Raw genomic sequence first — 18,662 nt, 5'->3', positions numbered from 1 at the left:
CGTGCCAGCCTGCCTCGCGTCAACCTGCATGGAGTAGAGATGTCTGATCGCAGCCCGACCTCGACAACTTTTCCTCCCCCGAACGACGTCTCCAATGCGCTACTCGTCCGGTGGGCTTTCGAGCGGATCAACGCCAAGGACGTCGGCAGCCTGCGAAGTTTCTGGACCTCCGATTCCACCGTGCACTTCCCGACCGGGACATGTCGCGGGAGCGACGAGATCGCCGTCTACTTCGACCAGGTCTTCGCCGCCGTCTCCGACTTCGCCTTCGAGATCGTCGCGATGGCCGAGGCCGGCAACGACGTCCTCGTCCACTGGCGCCTGACCGGGCGGCACGTCGGCACCTTCGTCGGCGTCGCCGCCACCGGCCGGCGAATCGAATTCGAGGGATTCGACCATTTCGTCATCGCCGACGGAAAGGTCGTCACCAATACGGTGCGCTACGACCAAATGGAGTTCGCCCGCCAGATCAAGTTGCTACCGCCCGACGGTTCGATTGCGGATCGCGCGTTGAAGGCGGCCTTCAATGCCAAAACCCGTGTCGTCGGTATCGCTCGTCGTCGCTAGCTCGCGATCACGGATTGATCATCCGACGCAAGCTGTCGACGAACGGATAATCCCTGTTCGGGAACCGCGGTGGCCGAGACGAACTCGGTGCTCGCGGGGGATCTCGCAGTCGAACTCGATCCGGGCCTTCATCTGAATTCGTGTCAGATCAGGGTGCAAACTTCCCGACGGCGTCGAGGTTGGCGAACACCTCACCCGGCTGGACGAGGTTGGCGCCGGCGGTGTCGTTGAAAACCTGCGCGAAATATGGGGAGAAACGGAACGGCCAATATGTGGGTCCTATCCCGCCGCCGTGGGGCGTCATGAGCGTCGGCATCATTTCACCCACGTTGTAGGTGGCGACCATCCTCTCGCCCTGAGGAACTCCGTTGATCGTCACAGCTCCGTAGGCGCCGTCCATTCGCAGCCAGATATTCTCGACCGCAACAGAATTCCCAGTCTTGCTGATCAATCTCGGACCGCCGGGGTAGTATACGCCCTGGCATGCGTCGATGTAATTGGTGTGCGAGCCGATTGGCAGATAGAGACCGGTCTTCGCGGGCTTGGCCTCGAACGGCGTGATGCCTTCGACCGCGATCTCGTTGTCGTTCATCAGCGCAACGATTCGCGGGGGGAAATCGAAGTTGGCATATCCAAACGGCGTGAAGTACGGCATTCTCAGACACTCGGCCTGAGCAGTCGGCACGGGCGCGTGAAGAGATAGTCCCAGAACCAGAATGATCGCCCCGGCGATCCCTCCTACAAACGCACGCAAGATACGCATCTCTGCTCCAATCTTCGGGTTTGTATGGCGCGGCACCGGGCGGCAGGTAGCACCGAGAAGCGCTAGGAAGCGCCGAGAAGCCTCATGTAGTAGATTACGCGCCCAGCGCCTGACATTGAATCGCTATTTTTGCTGGGCTTGACCTTCTGTTGGGATTATCGCCACCGGGGCCTGAAGTTCGACTTCAACTTCAGCTTCCGCGCGAGGCGCCGTCAAGCGACCGGCACCCGTGTGGTCGACCGCCAACCGTCGCCGCCGAGGGTGCTCACAGTGCACGGTCGTGACGAAGTCCGGCTTGGTCGGATTCCGGCGGGTCGAGACCGCCCCGGGCCGAAAACCACGGCGATGGAACTTTTTCCGGACGCCGTCGAGCGGGACGGCTCTGTGAACACATGCTCGACTTCCCCGTGCTGGCATCGCGCATCCGGTGGCGGGCCAGAAGACGTATTGGGGCGACGTGACCCGTCCCAAATCGACACCGCTCGTGTGAGTTTCGCGCGCGGTCATGCGCGGAGAATTGAGCATTTGGCCATTCAGGCGTTCGGCCGCCGGGTGTTCACACGCTCTGGGCGGCGGGCGCGCCGATCGTCAGGCCGGAGACTGCGTACACCGCGCCGTCGCGGTAGTCGGTGACGTACAGCGTGTCGCCCGCGAGCAGCACGTTCCGGAGCGGACCGTAGGGCCCGGTGACCGCGCCGTCCTCGTCGGTGACGAAGGTTCCGATGACGGTGTTCGTGGCGGTGTCGATCACCGCGACGGTTCGTCCATCCCCGACGGTGACGAATGCCCGGCTGCCGTCGTGGCTCTGCGCCAGGTCCTGCGCGTCGCCGGTCAGTCGCACGTTCTCGAGCGTGGTGCCGTACGTGGCACTCGCCGGATCGATGTCGATCACGGAGACCAGTCCGTATCCGCCCGTCACGCGCCACAGCCGTCCGGTGTTGTCGACGATGAACTGTCCGTTGGAGAAGCCGCCGGAGGCGAGTTCCACGGTGCTGACGTGCTGGGTGACGTACAGCCGGTTCCCGTTCACGACGGTGAGGCTGTGCGAAACGTCGGTGAATTCGCTGCTCGTCCTGGTGTGGTCCCACGTGGGCCCGACCGTGATGGAGCCGACCGTGTTCAGGGACTCGGTGTCGATGACGCTGACAGTCGACCCGTTCGCGCCGAACAGGTAGCGGCCGTCCGCACTGACTTCCAGGCTGCCGTAGGAGCCGAGCGGCTGCGAAGCCACGACGGCGTTCGTGGCGGTATCGACCACCGACACCGTGCCGTCCTCACCGCTGGCGTAGAGGCGCGTCCCGTCGGGGCTGACGGCCAACTCCTGCGCCAGGGAATAGCCCTGAAAGTCGGGGGAGGTGGGCAGCCAGATCGTCTCGATGACGGTGCCGGTGGTCGTGTCGATCACCGAGATGGTGCCGGTATAGGGGCTGTTGACGTACACCCGGTCCACGTCCGGGGCTGCCGCGATATTCGACGACGCCCAGTCGACCGCGATCGGCGTCCCGACGGTCCCATCTGCGTCGATGACCCGCACGTAGCCGTCCTCGCTGACGACGTAGAGCCGGTCGTCGACGACGGCCGCGTCGGTCGGGTACCCCACCGTGATCTCCGTCGACTCGACGTCGAAGACGACCTGGAGGGGGGTCGGCGAAACGGAAACGGTGACAGGGATGTTCGTCACGGCGTGGCCGTCTGTGAGGGCGATGGTGAAGTGGTCGGCGTCTTCAATCGGTGTTTGCAGGGCGAGGTCGCGTGCGGCGGCGGTCGGGATGTAGGTGAAGGTCACGCCGTCGGAGAGGACCGATCCGGACCCGGGCGCGGTGTTCGTGAAGGTCACCGGGTCGCCGTCCGGGTCTCTGGGGTCGACGAGGGTGACGACGACCGCGCCGTCGGACGCCCGAGGTGTGCCGGCCGTCCAGGTCGCTGTGGGCGCGGAGTTCACGTAGGTGAGCGTCAGGGCTCGGACCCGCCCGTCGGCCGCATCGGTGACGAGCATCCGGGAACCGTCGGCACTGAGCGCGATGGAGTGGTCGCCGGACTCGGCGGGCGAGTCGAGGGAGAGGGTGGACACGACGGTGTTGGTGCGCGTGTCGACGACGGTCAGTGTGTCCGGATTGGAGACGACATAGGCTGCGCTTCCGTCGGGGGTGACGCGCACGGCGGTCGGCTGGGAACCGACGGCGACGGTGGCGACGACGGTGTTGGTGGCGGTGTCGATGACCGAGACGGTGTTGTTGGCGCGGTTGGTGACGTACGCGCGGGTGCCGGCGGGGTTGACGGCGACGGCGTTGGGCGTGGTGCCGGTCTTGACGGTGGCGACGACCGTGTTGGTGGCGGTGTCGATCACCGAGACGGTGTTGCTGCTGCGGTTGGTGACGTACGCGCGGGTGCCGGCGGGGTTGACGGCGACGGCGTTGGGCGTGGTGCCGGTCTTGACGGTGGCGACGACCGTGTTGGTAGACGTGTTGATCACCGAGACGGTGCCGCTGCCGCTGTTGGTGACGTACGCGCGCGTGCCGGCGGGGTTGACGGCGACGGCGCTGGGTGTGGTGCCGGTCTTGACGGTGGCGACGACCGTGTTGGTAGACGTGTTGATCACCGAGACGTTGCCGCTGCCGCTGTTGGTGACATACACCCGGGTGCCGGCCGGGTTGGCCGCGACGCCGGTCGGCGAGGTGCCGACGGTCACCGAGCCGACGACGGCGTTGTTTGCGTCGAGCACGGAGACGCTCTTCGAACCCTGGTTTGCCACATAGGTTCTGGTGCCGGCGAACACCGCACCCGATGGGTTGGACCCGACAGTGGTGGACTGCGCGAGCTGCATCCGTGCCGCCGACACCGGCACCTGCACAGTCACCGGGGTGCTGGACTGCCCGGAGGTCACGGTGACGGTGAACGAGTCGTAATCGGCGTCCGGGTTCAGCGCGGCCCGTTGGCGCTCTACCTGGGTGGGGGTGTAGGCGAAACCGCCGGTCGTGTCGACGGTGACCGTGCCGCGGCTCGGCGGTGTGGTGACGGTGTAACCGAGTTGGCTTCCCGACGCAGTGATCGAGCCGAGCACCGCACCGGTGCCACGGTCGGGCACACCGACATCGACGGTCGGCCCGGCAGTGGATGCAGAGAGTGCGGCGGTGGATGTGGTGCTCGCGGCGGCGGCGAACGATCCGATCGGCTCGCTGGTCATGACGGAGGATGTTCGTGCTCCGGCGAACGATTCGATCGGCTCGCTGGTCGTGACGGGGGCGGCAGCCAGCGCTCGGCTCGCGTCGGTGATGACTGCCTTCTCCTGTCGACGGCACCATGCCGCGGCCAGCGCCCAGAACGTCGGCGACTCGATCGGTACCTGTGGGTCATTCGACAGGAACGGACGTAGCCCGAGGGCGCCGAGCACCTTCGACACGACGCTGGATGCAACTTCCACCGCCGGGGCGGGGAGAGACGGGGCCAATGCCTGCGTCCCGATCTGCGGCGCATCGGCACGGGTGACGGGCACCGCGCGCGTCAGGGCTGCCGTCCCGTCGATCGTGGTGATCGCGGGAGCCGTCGCCGGCACTGCTTCCGGAATCGCTGCCGGAACTGCTGCCGGCAAGTCCGGGACGAGTTCGCGCACTGCCGGTGCCTCGACCGCGGTGGCCGCATCGAGGGCCGCGCCGGATCCATCCGTTGCCGGTGCTGTCGACAGGTTCGGCACACCGGCGTCGCCCGCAGGTGCGCGGTCGTCACCCTGCGAGGATGTCGAGGACGCCGGCGAATCCGATCGCTCGGTGACTGCTCGTTCCGCAGGCCTGCCTGCCGGCGCTGTCGCGGCACCGGGCTCGTCTGCTGCCGTGCCCGAATCCGGTACGCCACCGCGGCTCACAGTTGACGAACTGTCGGGTGCCGTGGGGTCGGGTGCCGTGGCGGGGTCGGGAGTCGTCACGTCGGACCCGTTCACGTCGTTGTCCGAGGACGTGGATTCGGTGCCCGTAGTGGATTGGGTGTCGGTGCCGGAGGTGGATTGCGAATCCGTGCTGGACGTGGATTGTGAATCCGTGCCGGACGTGGATTGTGAATCCGTGTTCGAATCGCCGGTCGTCGACGATCCGGATCTGTCGCTCGACGAGTCCGAGTCGGTACCCGATGTACCGGATGACGTCCGGTCCGACGAGGTCCTGTCCGTGGATCGGTCAGTGGATCGGTCAGTGGATCCCTGGTCGGACGATGTCCGGTCGGACGATGTCCGGTCGGATGAGTCGGAACTGGACGACGTGGACGAGTCGCCGACGGACGGTGCTGCCACCGCCATGCCGGCCGGCGCTCCGACCGCAAGCCCGATGCCCACTGCCACCGCCAGCTCGCCGAGGTGCTGGAGGTGCTTGTCGTTATTCATGAGTTCCTCCTCCATGAGGACGCTTCGAACTGCCAGTCCGGACGCACCATCCCGGGGCTGGGCCGGCTCATCGCCCCGGAACTGACGTCTTGCCTGCGCGCATTCCGGCGCGACTCGTGATGAGAATGTCTCGTGGCGCGAAGTCGAGGTCGGCCATCGTGGTGCCCTTGTCCGTCATCGTTGCCTCGCTGTCAGGCAACTGGTTTGAGGCTAGTTCGTGCGTCGCCACCACCGCATCGGGCGTTCGCTGTATTCGGTGTCGCGCGAATCCGCCCCGATGGGCATTTCGACCCATTGGCGCGCTCGATCAGGCATCGGACATGGAGTGCCGTCCGGACAACAGGAAGTACCGGTCTGCTTCCGGCACGAACATGAATCGCGACTGGGTTAGTTCAGGCCGTGTTGGTATGCGTAGGCGGTCGCGGCGGCGCGTGAGGTGACGCCGATCTTGGCGAAGATGTTGCTCAAGTGCCGTGCGACGGTCTTCTTGCTCAGCGACAGGTGTTCTGCCACATCTTGATTAGTCATTCCGGACGCGACTAGTCGTAGCACCTCGACCTCTCGCGCGCTGAGACCGTCGGGGAGTTGTGCCGGTGGTGGCGCCGACCCGAGCAGTTCGTCGGTGCGCTGAAGATCCGGCATCGCACCGAGGCGGTCGAACACCGCACGACAGGCGTCCCATTCGAGTCGTGCAGTGTCCTCGTCGCCGATTGCACCGCACGCGAGTCCGATCAGCCGGTGGCTGCGTGCGGCCTCGTAGGGCATGTCGAGGTCCGCCCAGATCTGCACGGCGCCGCGCAACTCGGGTAGAGCACCCGCTGGGTCGCCGTCGGCGAGGCGGACGGCACCGACAACCTGTTCTGCTGCGGCGCGGACGGCTGGCGGGGCGCCGTCCGCCAGGGCGGCAAGTTCCTCCGCGGTGGCGCGTGCGCGGTCGAGGTCGCCCGCAGAGATCGCGATCTCTGCTTGTGCGGGGAGGAGTTTCGCCCTCGCGAGGCGGTCCGAGGGATGTTCGACCAATGCACGGGCGAGACCGGCGGCGGCTGCGTCGGTGCGGCCCTGCGCGGCTCGCAGCAGTGCCATGCCGGGCTGCACATCCCAGCCGTAGGCGCCGGCGTGCCCGAACGCTTCCTCCGCTGCGGTGAGGTCACCGACCAACCGCCGGATCTCGCCGATCTGGTACCAGGCCTGGCCCGCATCCATGGCGACGGTTCCGTTCTGCTCCGCGCAGGCCTGCCGTGCTTCGTGTTCGGCGTCGGCCCAGGATCCGTGCAGGCGCAGGATCCGGGATCGGTGCATCCGGCACGAGCCGGAGACGGCCGTGGCACCGTGCTGGGTTCCCAGCCATTTCTCGAATGCGGATGTCCACGTGCTGGCGCGGCCGAAGTCCGACATGTATTCGGCGGTGTTGATCGAGCTGCAGTAGATCCACCAGGAGCTCACTGGTTTCACCTCGTGGCCGGCCACGGCGATCATGGCCTCGTCCAGTAGTGCGGTGCCTCCTGAGATGTCACCGAGCGCGACGAGGGCGCGACCTGCCTGGTGCAGGCCGACGTTGACCAGATCGGGATCGGTGAACTGTGTGCCGATTGTCGTTGCGCGGCGCGCCAGCTCGAGTGAACTGTCCGGGTTGCCGGTATGGAACGCACCCTCGGCCTGAGCTAGGGACAGATAGCCGTGCACCGCGCACTCCGGCTCCCGTTGCAGCAGCCGTTGTGCACGGGAGAGCCATCCCATGGCCGGGGATATGTCGCCGTGCAGCATCGACACCAGGTGGATTCGGATCGCGCACATGGCGGCGCCGGGGTCGTCACCGTTGTCCACCCGGTAGGTGTAGATCCGGCTCCGTGCCTCGACGCTGCTCTCTGGCCGGCCGGTGAGGTGGGCGGCCTCGGCGAGGGCCTCGAGATCGTCCGGATCCAAGGCCGCCGTTTCGTCTGCGCGGCTGAGCCGCGAATACGCCTCGTCCCACACCTGTGCTCGGTAGGCTGCTCGACCGCGTTCCAGGTCGTCGACCGCGCGACGGCACCGCGTGTCGCCCGAGGGCGTCGCCCGTCGAAGGACCTCACCTGCGGGCGAAGGAGTAGCAGTTGTGCCGGGCACGATCATCTTGTCGACGTTGAGCCCGCACCCACGCTGAATCTCTTGGAGTTCGGCCCCGAACTCAGCGGCAGTGTCGGGACGATCGACGGGACTGGTGGCCATGGCCCGTTCGATGGCAGCGCACATCTTCGGCGGAATACCCGCCACACGAATGTCTGGAATCGGCTGCGTGGTGATTCTCAGGAACTGGGCAATCAACTGCTCGCCGCTCCGGCGTTCGAAAGCGGCGTGACCTGTGATTGCGCAGAACAACGTCGCGCCCAGTCCGTAGACGTCCGATGACGGTGTGGACGGCTCACCCTCGAGTAGCTCCGGGGCTGTGAATGCGGGCGAACCCGTGACCGTGCCGGTGGACGTCTCGAAGCATCCGGCGATGCGCGCGATACCGAAGTCGGTCAACTGTGGTTCTTCGTAGTCGGTGAGCAGGATGTTTGCGGGCTTGACGTCGCGGTGGAGTATTCCGTTCCGGTGTGCAGCCTCGAGTGCACCGGCCAGCTTGATCCCGAGGCCCATCGCATCACCCCACTCGAACGGGCCGGCCTGCTGGATTCTCTCCTCTACCGAACCGCCGGGGTGGTACTGCATCACGATGTAGGGTCGGCCGCTCCGGGTAGCCCCGACCTGATAGATGTCGACGATGTTCGGGTGGCCCGACAGTTTGCCCATCGCATGCTGTTCGCGGATAAACCTCTCGCGGTCGTCCGGATCTACGTCGGCGGTGAACACCTTGATCGCGACCGTGCGGTCCAGAGAAGGCTGCCGGCACTGATACACGATGCCGAAGCCACCCCGTCCGATCTCGATTGCATCTGTGAACCCGTCTGCAACCAAGTCGGCCGTGAACCCCGAAACGGGATCACGCTGGGTTGCCAGCGGGTCGTTCTCGGACATGGGTTATCTCAATTTCTCGACCTGGGGCATCAACGATGACGGAGGAACCACTTCGGTCTGCGCCGGTCACCGCAACAAGTCATACGAGCACCACCACGACAGGTCACCGCGCCCTCCTCGGATTTACAGACCGCATGGTTGTTTCATGTCAACCCTAAGTCCCGGCTCCATCGGTAGGTAGGCCCAGCTTCACATTGGCGCAGGTCCAATCTGTGGATACCGATCCGCCTGGTTCCGTCTCGTGGTGGGCTCGGCTGGTGGGATGCCCGCGTCCCTCACGGAGGCTTTCAGCGGCGGTACAGCAGCCGCCGGCCCGTCCTCCCACAATAGGGTGGCCTTACGGCGGTAGCTCCGGCCGAAGGTGTGCAGAAGTACGAAGCGTGGGACCGCAGGAATCACATGCAAGATCACGTCGCGGTCGTCGGGGCAAGCCCCATCGATGATCCAGGGTCCCTCGGCGCCCAGCTCGGTGAAACTCTTTGGTTTGACGAAGTACTCGTTCTCGACGGCGAGGTACTCGGCGGTGGTGATGGTAGCGCCGACGACCGGCATCATCTCAAATTCTTCACGCTGCAGGTGCGGCAACAAGACGTCGTTGAGTCCAGCGATCGCATTGCGCAACCGTTCACGTGCGCACTCACTGTGACGGTAGGCTCGTGCGGCCTCCTCGACGGTGGTGATGGCTGGGGCGATCCGCTGGTGGTCGGCATCCATCTGGTCGAGCAGGCCACTCGCAGACGGATTCCTGGCCCGGATCAGTGGCCAGAGTCCGGCGTCCTCGGCGGTGTGGTGCATGTGCAGGACGTGCATCATCCACACGACGTGCCCTGCGAGCGCTCGACGACGTCTGCCGTCCGGATACGGCGGAGACGCGAGCACCAATCGGGTTCGTTCCAAGTCACGGCGCAGAGCGCTGTGGACGATCCCCATGCTTCGTGTATCGGCGGGCTCATGCAGGTTTTCCATGTCCCTTTCCCTCCCCTCGTCCGCACCGCGCGATCACGTTGTACCGCATCGTTTTGCCGACCAACGACTTACGCGGTTTCGACAGGGCTGGACGCACTCTCTCGATTCGGCCGACAGGTATGTCGCATATCCGTCCCGATTCGGCCGCCTGCTGTGCACCCGGTTGCGACTGCGGTGCTGTGGCATCAGCCCTGATACATTGGGTTCAATCAGGTTGTACTTAAATTACCGGAGCGGCGATGGTCGAAGTCAAGAGGCGCTACGACGTGTCCGGCAGGCAGGAGCGGGCGCGCGCGAGACGGCGTGCCGTGGTCGTGGCTGCGAAGGAGTTGTTCGAGCGCGACGGCTTCCGGGCCACGACACTCGCGGCGGTCGCCGATCGGGGCGGTGTCTCGGTGAAGGGCCTGTACAAGAGTTTCGGTAGCAAGGCGGCCCTGGCGAAGGCGGTGTTCGATTTCGTGATCGCCGGTGACGACGAGCCGGTGTCGGTCGCCGACCGCCCGGAGCAGCGGGCGATGCTCGAAGAGCCGGACGTGCGCCGCAAGATCGAGATGTTCATCCACGCAGTGGCGCGGCGGCAGCAACGGTCGGCCAAGGTGCAAATTCTCATTCGCGACGGACGGCACGTGGACGACTCGCTCATCCCGGTCTGGCGGCAACTGAGCGAGGAGGGATTGACCGCGATGACGATGATCGGAGGCCACCTCGCGGGGACAGGCCAACTTCGTGCCGGCATCGAACTCGACGAGGTACGCGACGTGCTGTGGAACTACCTCGCGATAGACACTTACGAGCGACTCGTCCTGGAACGGGGATGGACACTCGACCGATACTCGGACTGGATGACGCGAACGATCATCGCCGCCCTGTGCACGCAGGGGTAGGGAGTGCTCGGGAGCCGGTCAGTACCTGGACCCACCGGCGAGGATGTGGCTGAAGTGTGTACAGCACCATTCAGTCCGACAGGCCGGTGACCGGGGCTGCAGAGGTGGCCGCCGGCACGCGGGTGCTACGAGCGCGACCGCCACCTCGGATGAGGTGGCGGTCGCGGCCCTTGTCTGGCGTGCTCAGAACAGTGCAGGGGCGGCTACCAGGATGAACCAGCACAGTGCAGGTGCGACTGCGACGACGATGCCTGCGTTGAGGAGAAGCTGGCGGTAGAACGCGGGGCGTTCGATGTTCTGTGCGTTGGCGAGGACGAGGGCGCCGTTCGTGGAGAACGGGGACACGTCGACGACGGTCGCCGAGATCGCCAGCGCCGCGACGACTCCGACGACGGGGAGTGCGCCGGTCTGCAGCAGGGGCAGGGCGAGCGGGATGATCGCGGTGAGCAGTGCGGTCGAGGATGCGAACGCGGACGTGACGCCGATGACGTAGCACAGGACGAACGCGACCAGCAGTGGTGCGCCGACGGTGATGGCCATTTCGGCGAGGTGGTCGATGGTGCCCATTTCCTCCATGATCGAAATGTAGGTGACCATGCCGGCGACGAGTAGGACGGTGGACCAGCTGATGCCGGCGATGGCTTCGTTCTGCTTCGACAGATCGGTGAAGGCGAGGACCGCGCCGGCGGCGATGGCGACGAAGCTGATCGGCAGATGCAGCACCAGCACGAGTACGAGCACGGTGGCGATGAGGAACAGGGTGAGCTTCTGGACCCGGGTCACGGGGTGTGCGTCGGGCACGACGCTGGTCGCCGTCTGCCCGCGAGTGAGTACCTGCGTCCCGCCCGACGCGCCTGTACCGCCGGTGGTCGGCGTCCGATCCGGTGCCCCAACGGTGGTGGGACGCGGTGTACCGCTGCCGGTTTCGTCGCTGGTCCCGGTGGCGGTGTACTCGAGGTCGCGGACTCGGGCGAGGACCGAGTAGCCGACCACGGTCAGCACCGACAGCAGGAGGTTGATGCCGTAGCTGGCGAAGAACAGCGTCCAGGGTGCGATGGTCAGGCCGCTGGAGTTGACGATGTCGGTGACGAGGACACCGGAGACCGAGATCGGCGAGAACGCGCCGGCGTGGGCGCCGTTGATCGTCATGATGCCCATCACGAGCGGACTCATCCGGGTGCGCGCGGCGAAGGACATCGCCGCGGGCGAGATCAGCGCGACCGCTGCGGGGCTGAAGGTGCCCAGTGCCGTCAGCACGGAGGCGGAGAAGAAGAACACCCAGGGAACGATCACCGTCCGGCCGCCGACTGCGCGGATGCAGGCGTTGACGAGGAGGTCGATGGTGCCGTTCCTCTTGGCCATGCCGAAGAAGTAGGTGACGCCGATGATCGTCAGCACGATCGAACTCGGGAATGCGGCGAGGATTTCCTTGTCGTCGTAACCGAGGGCGAAGGCGCCGACGAGGAAGGCTCCGATGAAGCCCAGGATGCCGATGTTGATGGGGAAGATGGTGGCGATCACGAACATCGCGACCAAGGCGATCAGGGGGAGTATTTCGATGGAGGTCATGGTCGTTCTTTCGCTTGCTGTCCGGCAGGGTCGCCTGCCTGGTCGTCGGCTGTTCCGGTTGCGTGAACAATGGGGGCCTCGACGCGTCCGAGGGCACTGAATGGCGGTGCCAGGGGGTGCGTGTGCGGCGTCTCCCGACTTGTGACGGGGTCACGGTGCGGGGTCAGAACGGGCGCGGTGGAATCGACCAGTTCGGTGGACAGCTTCCAGGCCCGGTCCCGGTCGGCGGGAACGTCTTCGCTTGGGGGTAGCGGGCTCGTGGTTCGCATGTCACATCCTCTCGTCGATCATGTCCTACATCACGTTAGAGACGACAGATGTTCAGAACAATGTCACGTTTCTACCCGGGGGTTCAGTTCTGCTTAAGTCATGCCGACGGCTTCGTGCCCAGGTGATCGTCGTGCTGGTGGCGTCGCTGTGGGTCGTCGACCTCGACGAACGGTGGCGCCCGAGGTCACACCGCGCCGCCGGTGGGTGGGTGCGCCGTCCTACGAAGGCGCTCGACCCAGCAATGTAAGCCACTCTTAAGGGTCGTCCTCATATTCGAAATTGTGCTCCACCCAGGTGGGGCGCAGGGTTGATGGTGTCACCGCTGGAGATTCAGTTCCCTTACCCCGATCAGAGCCTTCGGCGGTGCCTCAGACTTCGTCACGAACGAAAGGCGGCCGGGCGGTGTTCACACTCCGTGGAACCTGGATGCGAGGGGGCACCAGCAAGTGCTGGCTCTTCAACGCGGTTGATGTCGACCCTCTGGTCGAGCAGGCGGGCGGGCTCGACGCCATACTCACCTCGGCCTTCGGGTCGGGTGATCCCCGTCAGCTCGACGGCGTGGGCGGTGGCAGCTCGACAACATCCAAGGCCGCGATCGTGCGCCGATCCGCCGAGCCGGGCATCGACGTCGAATACCTGTTCGCGCAGGTCGCGATCGGTGATCGCCGGGTCGAGTGGGGCAGCAACTGCGGAAACTGCGCCACCGGGATCGGGTTGTATGCGCTGCAGTCCGGACTCGTCGCGGTCGACAGTGCGACGACGATCGTGCGGATGCGCAACACCAACACCGGTGCGATCCTCACCGCCGAGATCGCCACCCCGGGCGGGGTGATCCCCACCGAGGGAGATGCCGCCGTGCCGGGGACCAGTGCGCTCGGCGTTCCGGTCGCCCTGACCTTCACCGGCCTGGCCTCCGGCACGGCGATCCTGCCCACCGGCTCGGCGTCCGATTCGATCACGCTCGGTGATTGCCGCTACCGGGGCACGATGGTGGCTGCCGGGGCACCGGCTGCGTTGTTCGACGCCGCCGATCTGGGCTTGAGCGGGGCGGAGGACAATTCGGTGATCGCCGACCACCTCTCCGTTCTCGTGGCCTTGCGGCGCGAATCGTCGCTGCGGATGGGACTGAGCAAGCCTGGTGACCCCATCTCGCATGCCATTCCGAAGGTCGGTGTGATCGGCCCACCGCGGGACTATCGCACCAGCGCGGGCATCGACATCGCTGGTGCGGACTACGACGTCTCGGTCCGCATGCTGTCCATGCTCGCCCCGCATCCGGCGATCGGCCTGACATCGGCCGTCGCCGTCGCCGCGGCCGCCACGGTGAAAGGGGGAGTGGTCGCCGACAACGCCCGGGTGCGGTGGCCCGGCTCGCTGCGACTGGGAACGGCCGCTGGTGTCCTCGACATCGACCTCACCACCTCCCCCGACGGGGTGATCGAGACGGTCTCACTGCACCGCGCGGCACGGCGCATCGCGGCCGCCGAACTGTTCGTCGCCTCCCCGGCCGCCGTGCTGGCGGGATCCGCACGGTGACCCGGCCACAGCACCTCGCGGGGATCGCGCGTTCGTGGCTGCTGGTGAACGGGACCCGCGTCGAGACCTTCGAGCAGGCCCGCCGATCTCCCGCGGACCAGATCGTCCTCGACATCGAGGACGCCGTGGACCCGAAACGGAAACCGCACGCCCGCGAGGGCGTCGCGACGTGGCTGGAGGAGCATTCGGCCTGGGTCCGGATCAACGATCACACCACCCCCTACTGGTCGGACGACGTCGACCGCCTCGCGGGCCTTCCCGGACTGGCCGGGGTGATGCTCGCCAAGACCGAGGCGGCCGGCCACGTCACCGACACCTTCGATCGACTGGGCGGCACCGTTCCGGTCCTCGCCCTCGTCGAATCGGCCGTGGGCATCGAGGAAGCGCCCGCCATCGCCCGCGCCCGCGGCGCCTTCCGGCTCGCCTTCGGAAGCGGCGATTACCGCCGCGACACCGGCACCAGCGCGGACGATCTCGCCATGGTCTATCCGCGATCGCGGCTCGTCGTCGCGAGCCGGGTCGGGGACCTCCCGGGACCGATCGACGGACCGACTGTCAGCAACAGCCACACCGTTCTGCGCGAGCAGTCCGCGGTCGCGGTATCCCTCGGTCTGACCGGCAAACTGTGCCTGGACACCGGGCAGCTGCCCGTGATCAACGAGGCCATCAGCCCGGCACCGTCCGACGTCATCTGGGCGCGCGAATTTCTCGCCGACTTCGATGCGCGCGGTCGGGTCATCCGGGACGGCAGCGACCTGCCGCGGCTCGGTAGGGCCGAGAAGATCGCACATCTCGCCGACGCCTTCACCAGCTGCCCCTCGTAGCCGGCGATCATCGTGTCGACCTGAGCCTACGTGTCGGCGAAACCTTCCTCGAGGCGCCGCGCTGCCGCCATGCACAGCGTGATGGCCGCTTGAGCGGCCGGGCTCAGCCGGCGCTCGGTCAGGTGTGCGACGAGGATCCGGCGCTGCGGCGAGCGGGTGGCGAGCGGGATGGACCGGACGTCGGGGCGGGGATTGAGGACGGCCAGCCGCGGCGCGATCGACACCCCCAACTCGACCCCCACCATGGCCTGAACCTCCCCGTAGTCGTGGGCGAGGAAACTTGTCCGGGGCGTGAATCCGCCTTGCTGACAGAGCCGTTCGAGTGTGTGGGCAACCGGGTGATCGTCGGCGCGCACCACCCACGACTCGTCGCGGAGTTCGGTGATCCTGATCGACTCCCGGTCGGCGAGGCGGTGTTTCTCCGACACCAGGAGCAGCGTCGGATCATTCATCAGGTGGTGGTACGTCAGCAGTGGGTCGTCGATCCGGTTCCACTCGTAGTCCCACAACAGGGACAGCTCCGTCTCCCGGCGGCGAAGCGAATCGACGAGCTGGGCGAATCGTCCACTGAGGACGCGCAGGTCGATGCCGGGGTGGTGGGTCTTGAATTCCTTGATCACCAGTGGCAGCAGCGAGGATCCGGCCGTGGGGAAGGTTCCGATCGCCAGTTCTCCCGCACGTAGTCCCTGGATCTCCGCGAGTTCGGCGTCCGCGGCCTCGAGTTCGATGAGGATCCGTTCGGTGTGTTTGACGATGGAGCGGCCGGCGTCGGTGAGCATGATGCCGCGGGCATGCCGTTCCAGCAGCGGTTGCCCGGCCTCCTTCTCGAGCTTGGCGATCTGCTGCGAAACCGCCGAAGTGGTGTACCCGAGCGCCGCCGCAGCCGCGGTGATGGAGCCGTGCTTCGCGACCTCGCACAGCGTGAACATCCGCGTCGTGTCGAGCACGTCGGCCACCTGCCTTTAGAAGAATTTAAAGGGAGTCAAGATACTCGCGATTGTACTTCACTCGGGGTAGTGACAGATTGGAGTCCGCACACGCGGGAAACGTGCCGCCCGACTTCCACGCAGGCGCCATCACCACCGTCCCGCTTCAATCGCCTCTCGACAATGCCGAGGACTGCCCATGAGCGTGAATCCACACGATGACACCCCGACCGCGAGTTCGCCGAGGGAGGCGAACCGCGGCCCGCTGCACGGAGTTCGAGTTCTCGACATCAGCACCGTGTACGCCGCACCGATCACCGCGATGCTGCTCGGCGACTTCGGAGCCGAGGTGATCAAGGTCGAGCACCCGACGGGCGACCCCGCCCGATCTCATGGGGCGAACAAGGACGGCCACGGACTGTGGTGGAAAGTCATTGCGCGCAACAAGAAGTGCATCACCCTCGACCTCGGCACCCCCGAGGGCCAGCAGATCCTGCGGGATCTGGTCGTCGACGTCGATGTGCTCGTGGAGAACTTCCGACCCGGAGTGCTGGAGAAGTGGGGACTCGGACCCGACCGGCTGATGCTGCTCAATCCAGGCTTGATCGCGTTGCGGGTCACCGGCTTCGGGCAGGACGGGCCCTACGCCCAACGTCGCGCCTTCGGTACCCTCGCCGAGGCGATGAGCGGATTCGCACACCAGACCGGTGAGGAGGACGGACCGCCGACGCTGCCCCCGTTCGGTCTCGCCGACGGTGTCGCCGGCATCACCGGCGCCTTCGGCGTGGTCACGGCACTGCTGCACCGCAACAGCCCCGAAGGAAACGGGCAAGGGCAGGTCATCGACCTCTCGCTGCTCGAACCCCTGGTCGGCATCCTCGGCCCGGGCCCCACCGCCTTCGACCAGCTCGGCGCGATCGCCGGCCGTCAAGGCAACCGCTCGCCCAACAACGCCCCCCGCAACACGTACCTCACCAAGGACGACCGGTGGGTGGCGATCTCGGCCAGCGCCACCTCCGTCGCCGAACGGGTCATGCGTCTGGTCGGACGAGCTGACCTCGTCGAACAGCCGTGGTTCGCCTCCGCCGGGGAACGCAGCCGCAACGGCGACCTCCTCGACGAATCGGTCGGGAAATGGATCGCCGCCCGCCCGTTCGACGAGGTCGTCACCGAGTTCGAGCGCGTCGGCGCCGCTCTCGCACCCATCTACGACGTCGAGCAACTGATGAATGACCCGCACGTCCGCGCCCGCGACGTGATCACCACTGTCGACGACGAGGACCTCGGGCCCATCGCCATGCAGAACCTCATGGTGCGCATGCTGGGCACCCCCGGCGCCATCCGGTTTCCCGGACGGCGACTCGGACAGGACAACACGCAGATCTACCGCGACGCACTCGGATTGAACATCGAGGCTCTGCAGGACAGGGGAGTCATCTGATGGCCCGCAGCTACCTCTTCGTGCCCGGGCACAAAGAGAAACTCCTCGGCAAGGTCTTCGATGCCGGTGCGGACGCGGTGATCCTCGACCTCGAGGATGCGGTCCCGTCGGAGTCCAAGGACGCCGCCCGCGCTCGCGTCGCCGACACTCTGACCATCCACCCCGCGTGGGTGCGCATCAACGCCGTCGGCACCGCGCCAGCCGCCGACGACCTGGCCGCGGTCGCCGACCGTGCTCACGGCATCCGGATCCCGAAGGTCGACTCGGTCGACGACGTGCGGTGGGTGCGGGATCGGGCACCGGGGACGCCGCTGATCTGCGCGATCGAAACCGCGAGGGGAGTCGCCAACGCCCTGGCGATCGCCGCCGAACCCGGCGTCGAACATCTCGCCCTCGGCGGCATCGACCTCCGGAAAGACCTCGACATCGGCGACGGGGACACCCCGCTCCAGTACGTGCGATCGCACCTGGTCATCGCCTCCCGGGCTGCGGGAATCGCACCCCCGATCGACAGCGTTTACCCCCACCTGCGGGACACCGACGGACTCGCCCGGGAAGCCGCACACGCCCGCTCTCTCGGCTTCGGCGGCAAATCTGCGATCCACCCCTCCCAACTGCCGATCATTCACACCGCCTTCAGCCCGAGCGAGGACGAACTCGCCTGGGCACAAAGGGTTGTGAACGTCTTCGAGGAGTCCGGCGGGGCCGCTGTCCAGCTGCCGGACGGCGAGTTCGTGGATCTGCCCGTCGCCGAGCGGGCCCGCAGAATCCTCCAGTCCCAGTAGTCCTGGGTGTTGCGGTTGTTCAGGTAGAGCCAGAGTGAGTCGACGGCGAAGACATCCCGGCTTCTACACGTGGCAGCAAATGTGCGAACCGGATCCCGCGTCCGCGGTGTGCCGCGACCACGAATGAGAGCACCGCAGGGCGGACAGCATCAATCTTGTTCATGTCCGTACATGCTTAATATGAGTTGGATTTATGTGAGTGGAGTCACTTCACTGGAGGCATGAACAGAAGCACTCCGGCGAGTAGCGGTACGGACCTCTTCGCCGACGAGGTCGTGATAGACCCCTATCCGACGTACGCCGAACTCCGCGATCTCGGCGCGGTGGTACATCTGCCCGCCAACGACGTCTATGCCCTGACCCGCTACGACGTCATCCGCGACGCGTTGGCCGACCCGGGCACCTTCTCGTCCCGGACGATCGGCTTCAATTCCGTGGTCAACGAGGCGCTTCAGGGCACATCGCTGGCCTCGGACCCGCCGATCCACACAGAATTGCGCGCGACTCTTTCCGAGAACCTCTCTCCACGGGCGCTGCGGGGACTCCGGGATCAGATCCACACCAAGGCCGATGCGCTGGTCGTGGACCTGGTCGCCAGAGGATCGTTCGAGGCCATCGATGCGTTGGCGCGCGCCTTCCCGCTCGAGGTCGTCGCGGACCTGATCGGTTTCACCGGTGAGGTGCGCGACAACATGTTGCGCTGGGGGCAGGCCGCGATGGAAGTCATCGGTCCGATGAATCAGCGGACCGCGGAGAACTTCCCGATCG

14 protein-coding genes and 1 pseudogene are annotated in these 18,662 nt (G+C 66.2%); 6 read left to right on the top strand and 9 right to left on the bottom strand.

Annotated features, from left to right (window positions below):
* The first annotated feature begins 39 nt into the window (after positions 1 to 39).
* Complete coding sequence (locus BLV94_RS18420) at positions 40 to 567, top strand: ester cyclase (protein ID WP_072946839.1); 528 nt, start codon at positions 40 to 42, stop codon at positions 565 to 567.
* Positions 568 to 715: 148 nt separating this feature from the next.
* Here BLV94_RS18420 and BLV94_RS18415 read toward each other — a convergent pair whose 3' ends face one another.
* From BLV94_RS18415 to BLV94_RS18395, 6 genes and pseudogenes are all read right to left on the bottom strand, one after another.
* Positions 716 to 1,330, bottom strand: a complete 615-nt coding sequence (locus BLV94_RS18415) for a hypothetical protein (RefSeq protein ID WP_072946838.1) — start codon at positions 1,328 to 1,330, stop codon at positions 716 to 718.
* 556 nt (positions 1,331 to 1,886) lie between these two features.
* Positions 1,887 to 5,249 carry a YncE family protein gene (locus BLV94_RS18410; protein WP_244163630.1) on the bottom strand — a complete coding sequence of 1,121 codons (3,363 nt, stop codon included), beginning with the start codon at positions 5,247 to 5,249 and terminating at the stop codon, positions 1,887 to 1,889.
* A gap of 517 nt (positions 5,250 to 5,766) precedes the next feature.
* Positions 5,767 to 5,898: a hypothetical protein gene (locus BLV94_RS51580; RefSeq protein ID WP_255315017.1), complete on the bottom strand. Its 132-nt coding sequence runs from the start codon at positions 5,896 to 5,898 to the stop codon at positions 5,767 to 5,769.
* A gap of 188 nt (positions 5,899 to 6,086) precedes the next feature.
* Positions 6,087 to 6,341: a response regulator transcription factor gene (locus BLV94_RS52115; protein ID WP_255315019.1), complete on the bottom strand. Its 255-nt coding sequence runs from the start codon at positions 6,339 to 6,341 to the stop codon at positions 6,087 to 6,089.
* Positions 6,342 to 7,736: 1,395 nt separating this feature from the next.
* A pseudogene (locus BLV94_RS52110) lies at positions 7,737 to 8,693 on the bottom strand (serine/threonine-protein kinase); the annotation flags it as partial.
* A 189-nt stretch (positions 8,694 to 8,882) separates the two neighbouring features.
* Complete coding sequence (locus tag BLV94_RS18395; RefSeq protein WP_083395604.1) at positions 8,883 to 9,659, bottom strand: hemerythrin domain-containing protein; 777 nt, start codon at positions 9,657 to 9,659, stop codon at positions 8,883 to 8,885.
* A 239-nt stretch (positions 9,660 to 9,898) separates the two neighbouring features.
* Here BLV94_RS18395 and BLV94_RS18390 point away from each other — a divergent pair, with 239 nt between their 5' ends.
* Positions 9,899 to 10,543: a TetR/AcrR family transcriptional regulator gene (locus BLV94_RS18390; RefSeq protein WP_072946837.1), complete on the top strand. Its 645-nt coding sequence runs from the start codon at positions 9,899 to 9,901 to the stop codon at positions 10,541 to 10,543.
* A 183-nt stretch (positions 10,544 to 10,726) separates the two neighbouring features.
* Here BLV94_RS18390 and BLV94_RS18385 read toward each other — a convergent pair whose 3' ends face one another.
* Together BLV94_RS18385 and BLV94_RS48765 are read right to left on the bottom strand one after the other, a co-directional pair.
* Positions 10,727 to 12,112 (bottom strand): SLC13 family permease, encoded by a 1,386-nt coding sequence (locus tag BLV94_RS18385; RefSeq protein WP_072946836.1) that lies wholly within the window; start codon positions 12,110 to 12,112, stop codon positions 10,727 to 10,729.
* Complete coding sequence (locus tag BLV94_RS48765; protein WP_143051405.1) at positions 12,109 to 12,381, bottom strand: hypothetical protein; 273 nt, start codon at positions 12,379 to 12,381, stop codon at positions 12,109 to 12,111. Before BLV94_RS48765 ends, BLV94_RS18385 begins: the two co-directional genes overlap by 4 nt.
* A gap of 427 nt (positions 12,382 to 12,808) precedes the next feature.
* Here BLV94_RS48765 and BLV94_RS18380 point away from each other — a divergent pair, with 427 nt between their 5' ends.
* Both BLV94_RS18380 and BLV94_RS18375 read left to right on the top strand, forming a co-directional pair.
* Positions 12,809 to 13,918 carry a PrpF domain-containing protein gene (locus BLV94_RS18380; protein WP_174705545.1) on the top strand — a complete coding sequence of 370 codons (1,110 nt, stop codon included), beginning with the start codon at positions 12,809 to 12,811 and terminating at the stop codon, positions 13,916 to 13,918.
* Positions 13,915 to 14,742: an HpcH/HpaI aldolase/citrate lyase family protein gene (locus BLV94_RS18375; RefSeq protein ID WP_072946834.1), complete on the top strand. Its 828-nt coding sequence runs from the start codon at positions 13,915 to 13,917 to the stop codon at positions 14,740 to 14,742. Before BLV94_RS18380 ends, BLV94_RS18375 begins: the two co-directional genes overlap by 4 nt.
* 26 nt (positions 14,743 to 14,768) lie before the next feature.
* Here BLV94_RS18375 and BLV94_RS18370 read toward each other — a convergent pair whose 3' ends face one another.
* Positions 14,769 to 15,689, bottom strand: coding sequence for a LysR family transcriptional regulator (locus BLV94_RS18370; RefSeq protein ID WP_072946918.1), 921 nt, complete (start codon positions 15,687 to 15,689; stop codon positions 14,769 to 14,771).
* A 178-nt stretch (positions 15,690 to 15,867) separates the two neighbouring features.
* Here BLV94_RS18370 and BLV94_RS18365 point away from each other — a divergent pair, with 178 nt between their 5' ends.
* Positions 15,868 to 17,109 (top strand): CaiB/BaiF CoA transferase family protein, encoded by a 1,242-nt coding sequence (locus tag BLV94_RS18365; protein WP_072946832.1) that lies wholly within the window; start codon positions 15,868 to 15,870, stop codon positions 17,107 to 17,109.
* The gene (locus BLV94_RS18360; RefSeq protein WP_072946830.1) at positions 17,109 to 17,894 is read left to right on the top strand and encodes an HpcH/HpaI aldolase/citrate lyase family protein; all 786 of its coding nucleotides are present in this window, start codon (positions 17,109 to 17,111) and stop codon (positions 17,892 to 17,894) included. The genes BLV94_RS18365 and BLV94_RS18360 overlap by 1 nt, the downstream gene beginning before the upstream one ends.
* The last annotated feature ends 768 nt before the right edge of the window (positions 17,895 to 18,662 follow it).

This window comes from Rhodococcus koreensis (genome assembly GCF_900105905.1).
GTDB lineage: Bacteria > Actinomycetota > Actinomycetes > Mycobacteriales > Mycobacteriaceae > Rhodococcus_F > Rhodococcus_F koreensis.
Note: the sequence above shows the minus strand (reverse complement) of the source record. Positions and strands in the feature narration are given on the sequence as shown.

What these genes read in the sequence shown, in the direction of transcription:
- BLV94_RS52115 (WP_255315019.1), bottom strand. Translation starts at nt 6,341, where the DNA reads ATGCCGGATCTTCAGCGCACCGACGAACTGCTCGGGTCGGCGCCACCA.
- BLV94_RS18380 (WP_174705545.1), top strand. Translation starts at nt 12,809, where the DNA reads ATGCGAGGGGGCACCAGCAAGTGCTGGCTCTTCAACGCGGTTGATGTC.
- BLV94_RS18385 (WP_072946836.1), bottom strand. Translation starts at nt 12,112, where the DNA reads ATGACCTCCATCGAAATACTCCCCCTGATCGCCTTGGTCGCGATGTTC.
- BLV94_RS48765 (WP_143051405.1), bottom strand. Translation starts at nt 12,381, where the DNA reads ATGCGAACCACGAGCCCGCTACCCCCAAGCGAAGACGTTCCCGCCGAC.
- BLV94_RS18415 (WP_072946838.1), bottom strand. Translation starts at nt 1,330, where the DNA reads ATGCGTATCTTGCGTGCGTTTGTAGGAGGGATCGCCGGGGCGATCATT.
- BLV94_RS18420 (WP_072946839.1), top strand. Translation starts at nt 40, where the DNA reads ATGTCTGATCGCAGCCCGACCTCGACAACTTTTCCTCCCCCGAACGAC.
- BLV94_RS18390 (WP_072946837.1), top strand. Translation starts at nt 9,899, where the DNA reads ATGGTCGAAGTCAAGAGGCGCTACGACGTGTCCGGCAGGCAGGAGCGG.
- BLV94_RS18365 (WP_072946832.1), top strand. Translation starts at nt 15,868, where the DNA reads ATGAGCGTGAATCCACACGATGACACCCCGACCGCGAGTTCGCCGAGG.
- BLV94_RS18395 (WP_083395604.1), bottom strand. Translation starts at nt 9,659, where the DNA reads ATGGAAAACCTGCATGAGCCCGCCGATACACGAAGCATGGGGATCGTC.
- BLV94_RS18360 (WP_072946830.1), top strand. Translation starts at nt 17,109, where the DNA reads ATGGCCCGCAGCTACCTCTTCGTGCCCGGGCACAAAGAGAAACTCCTC.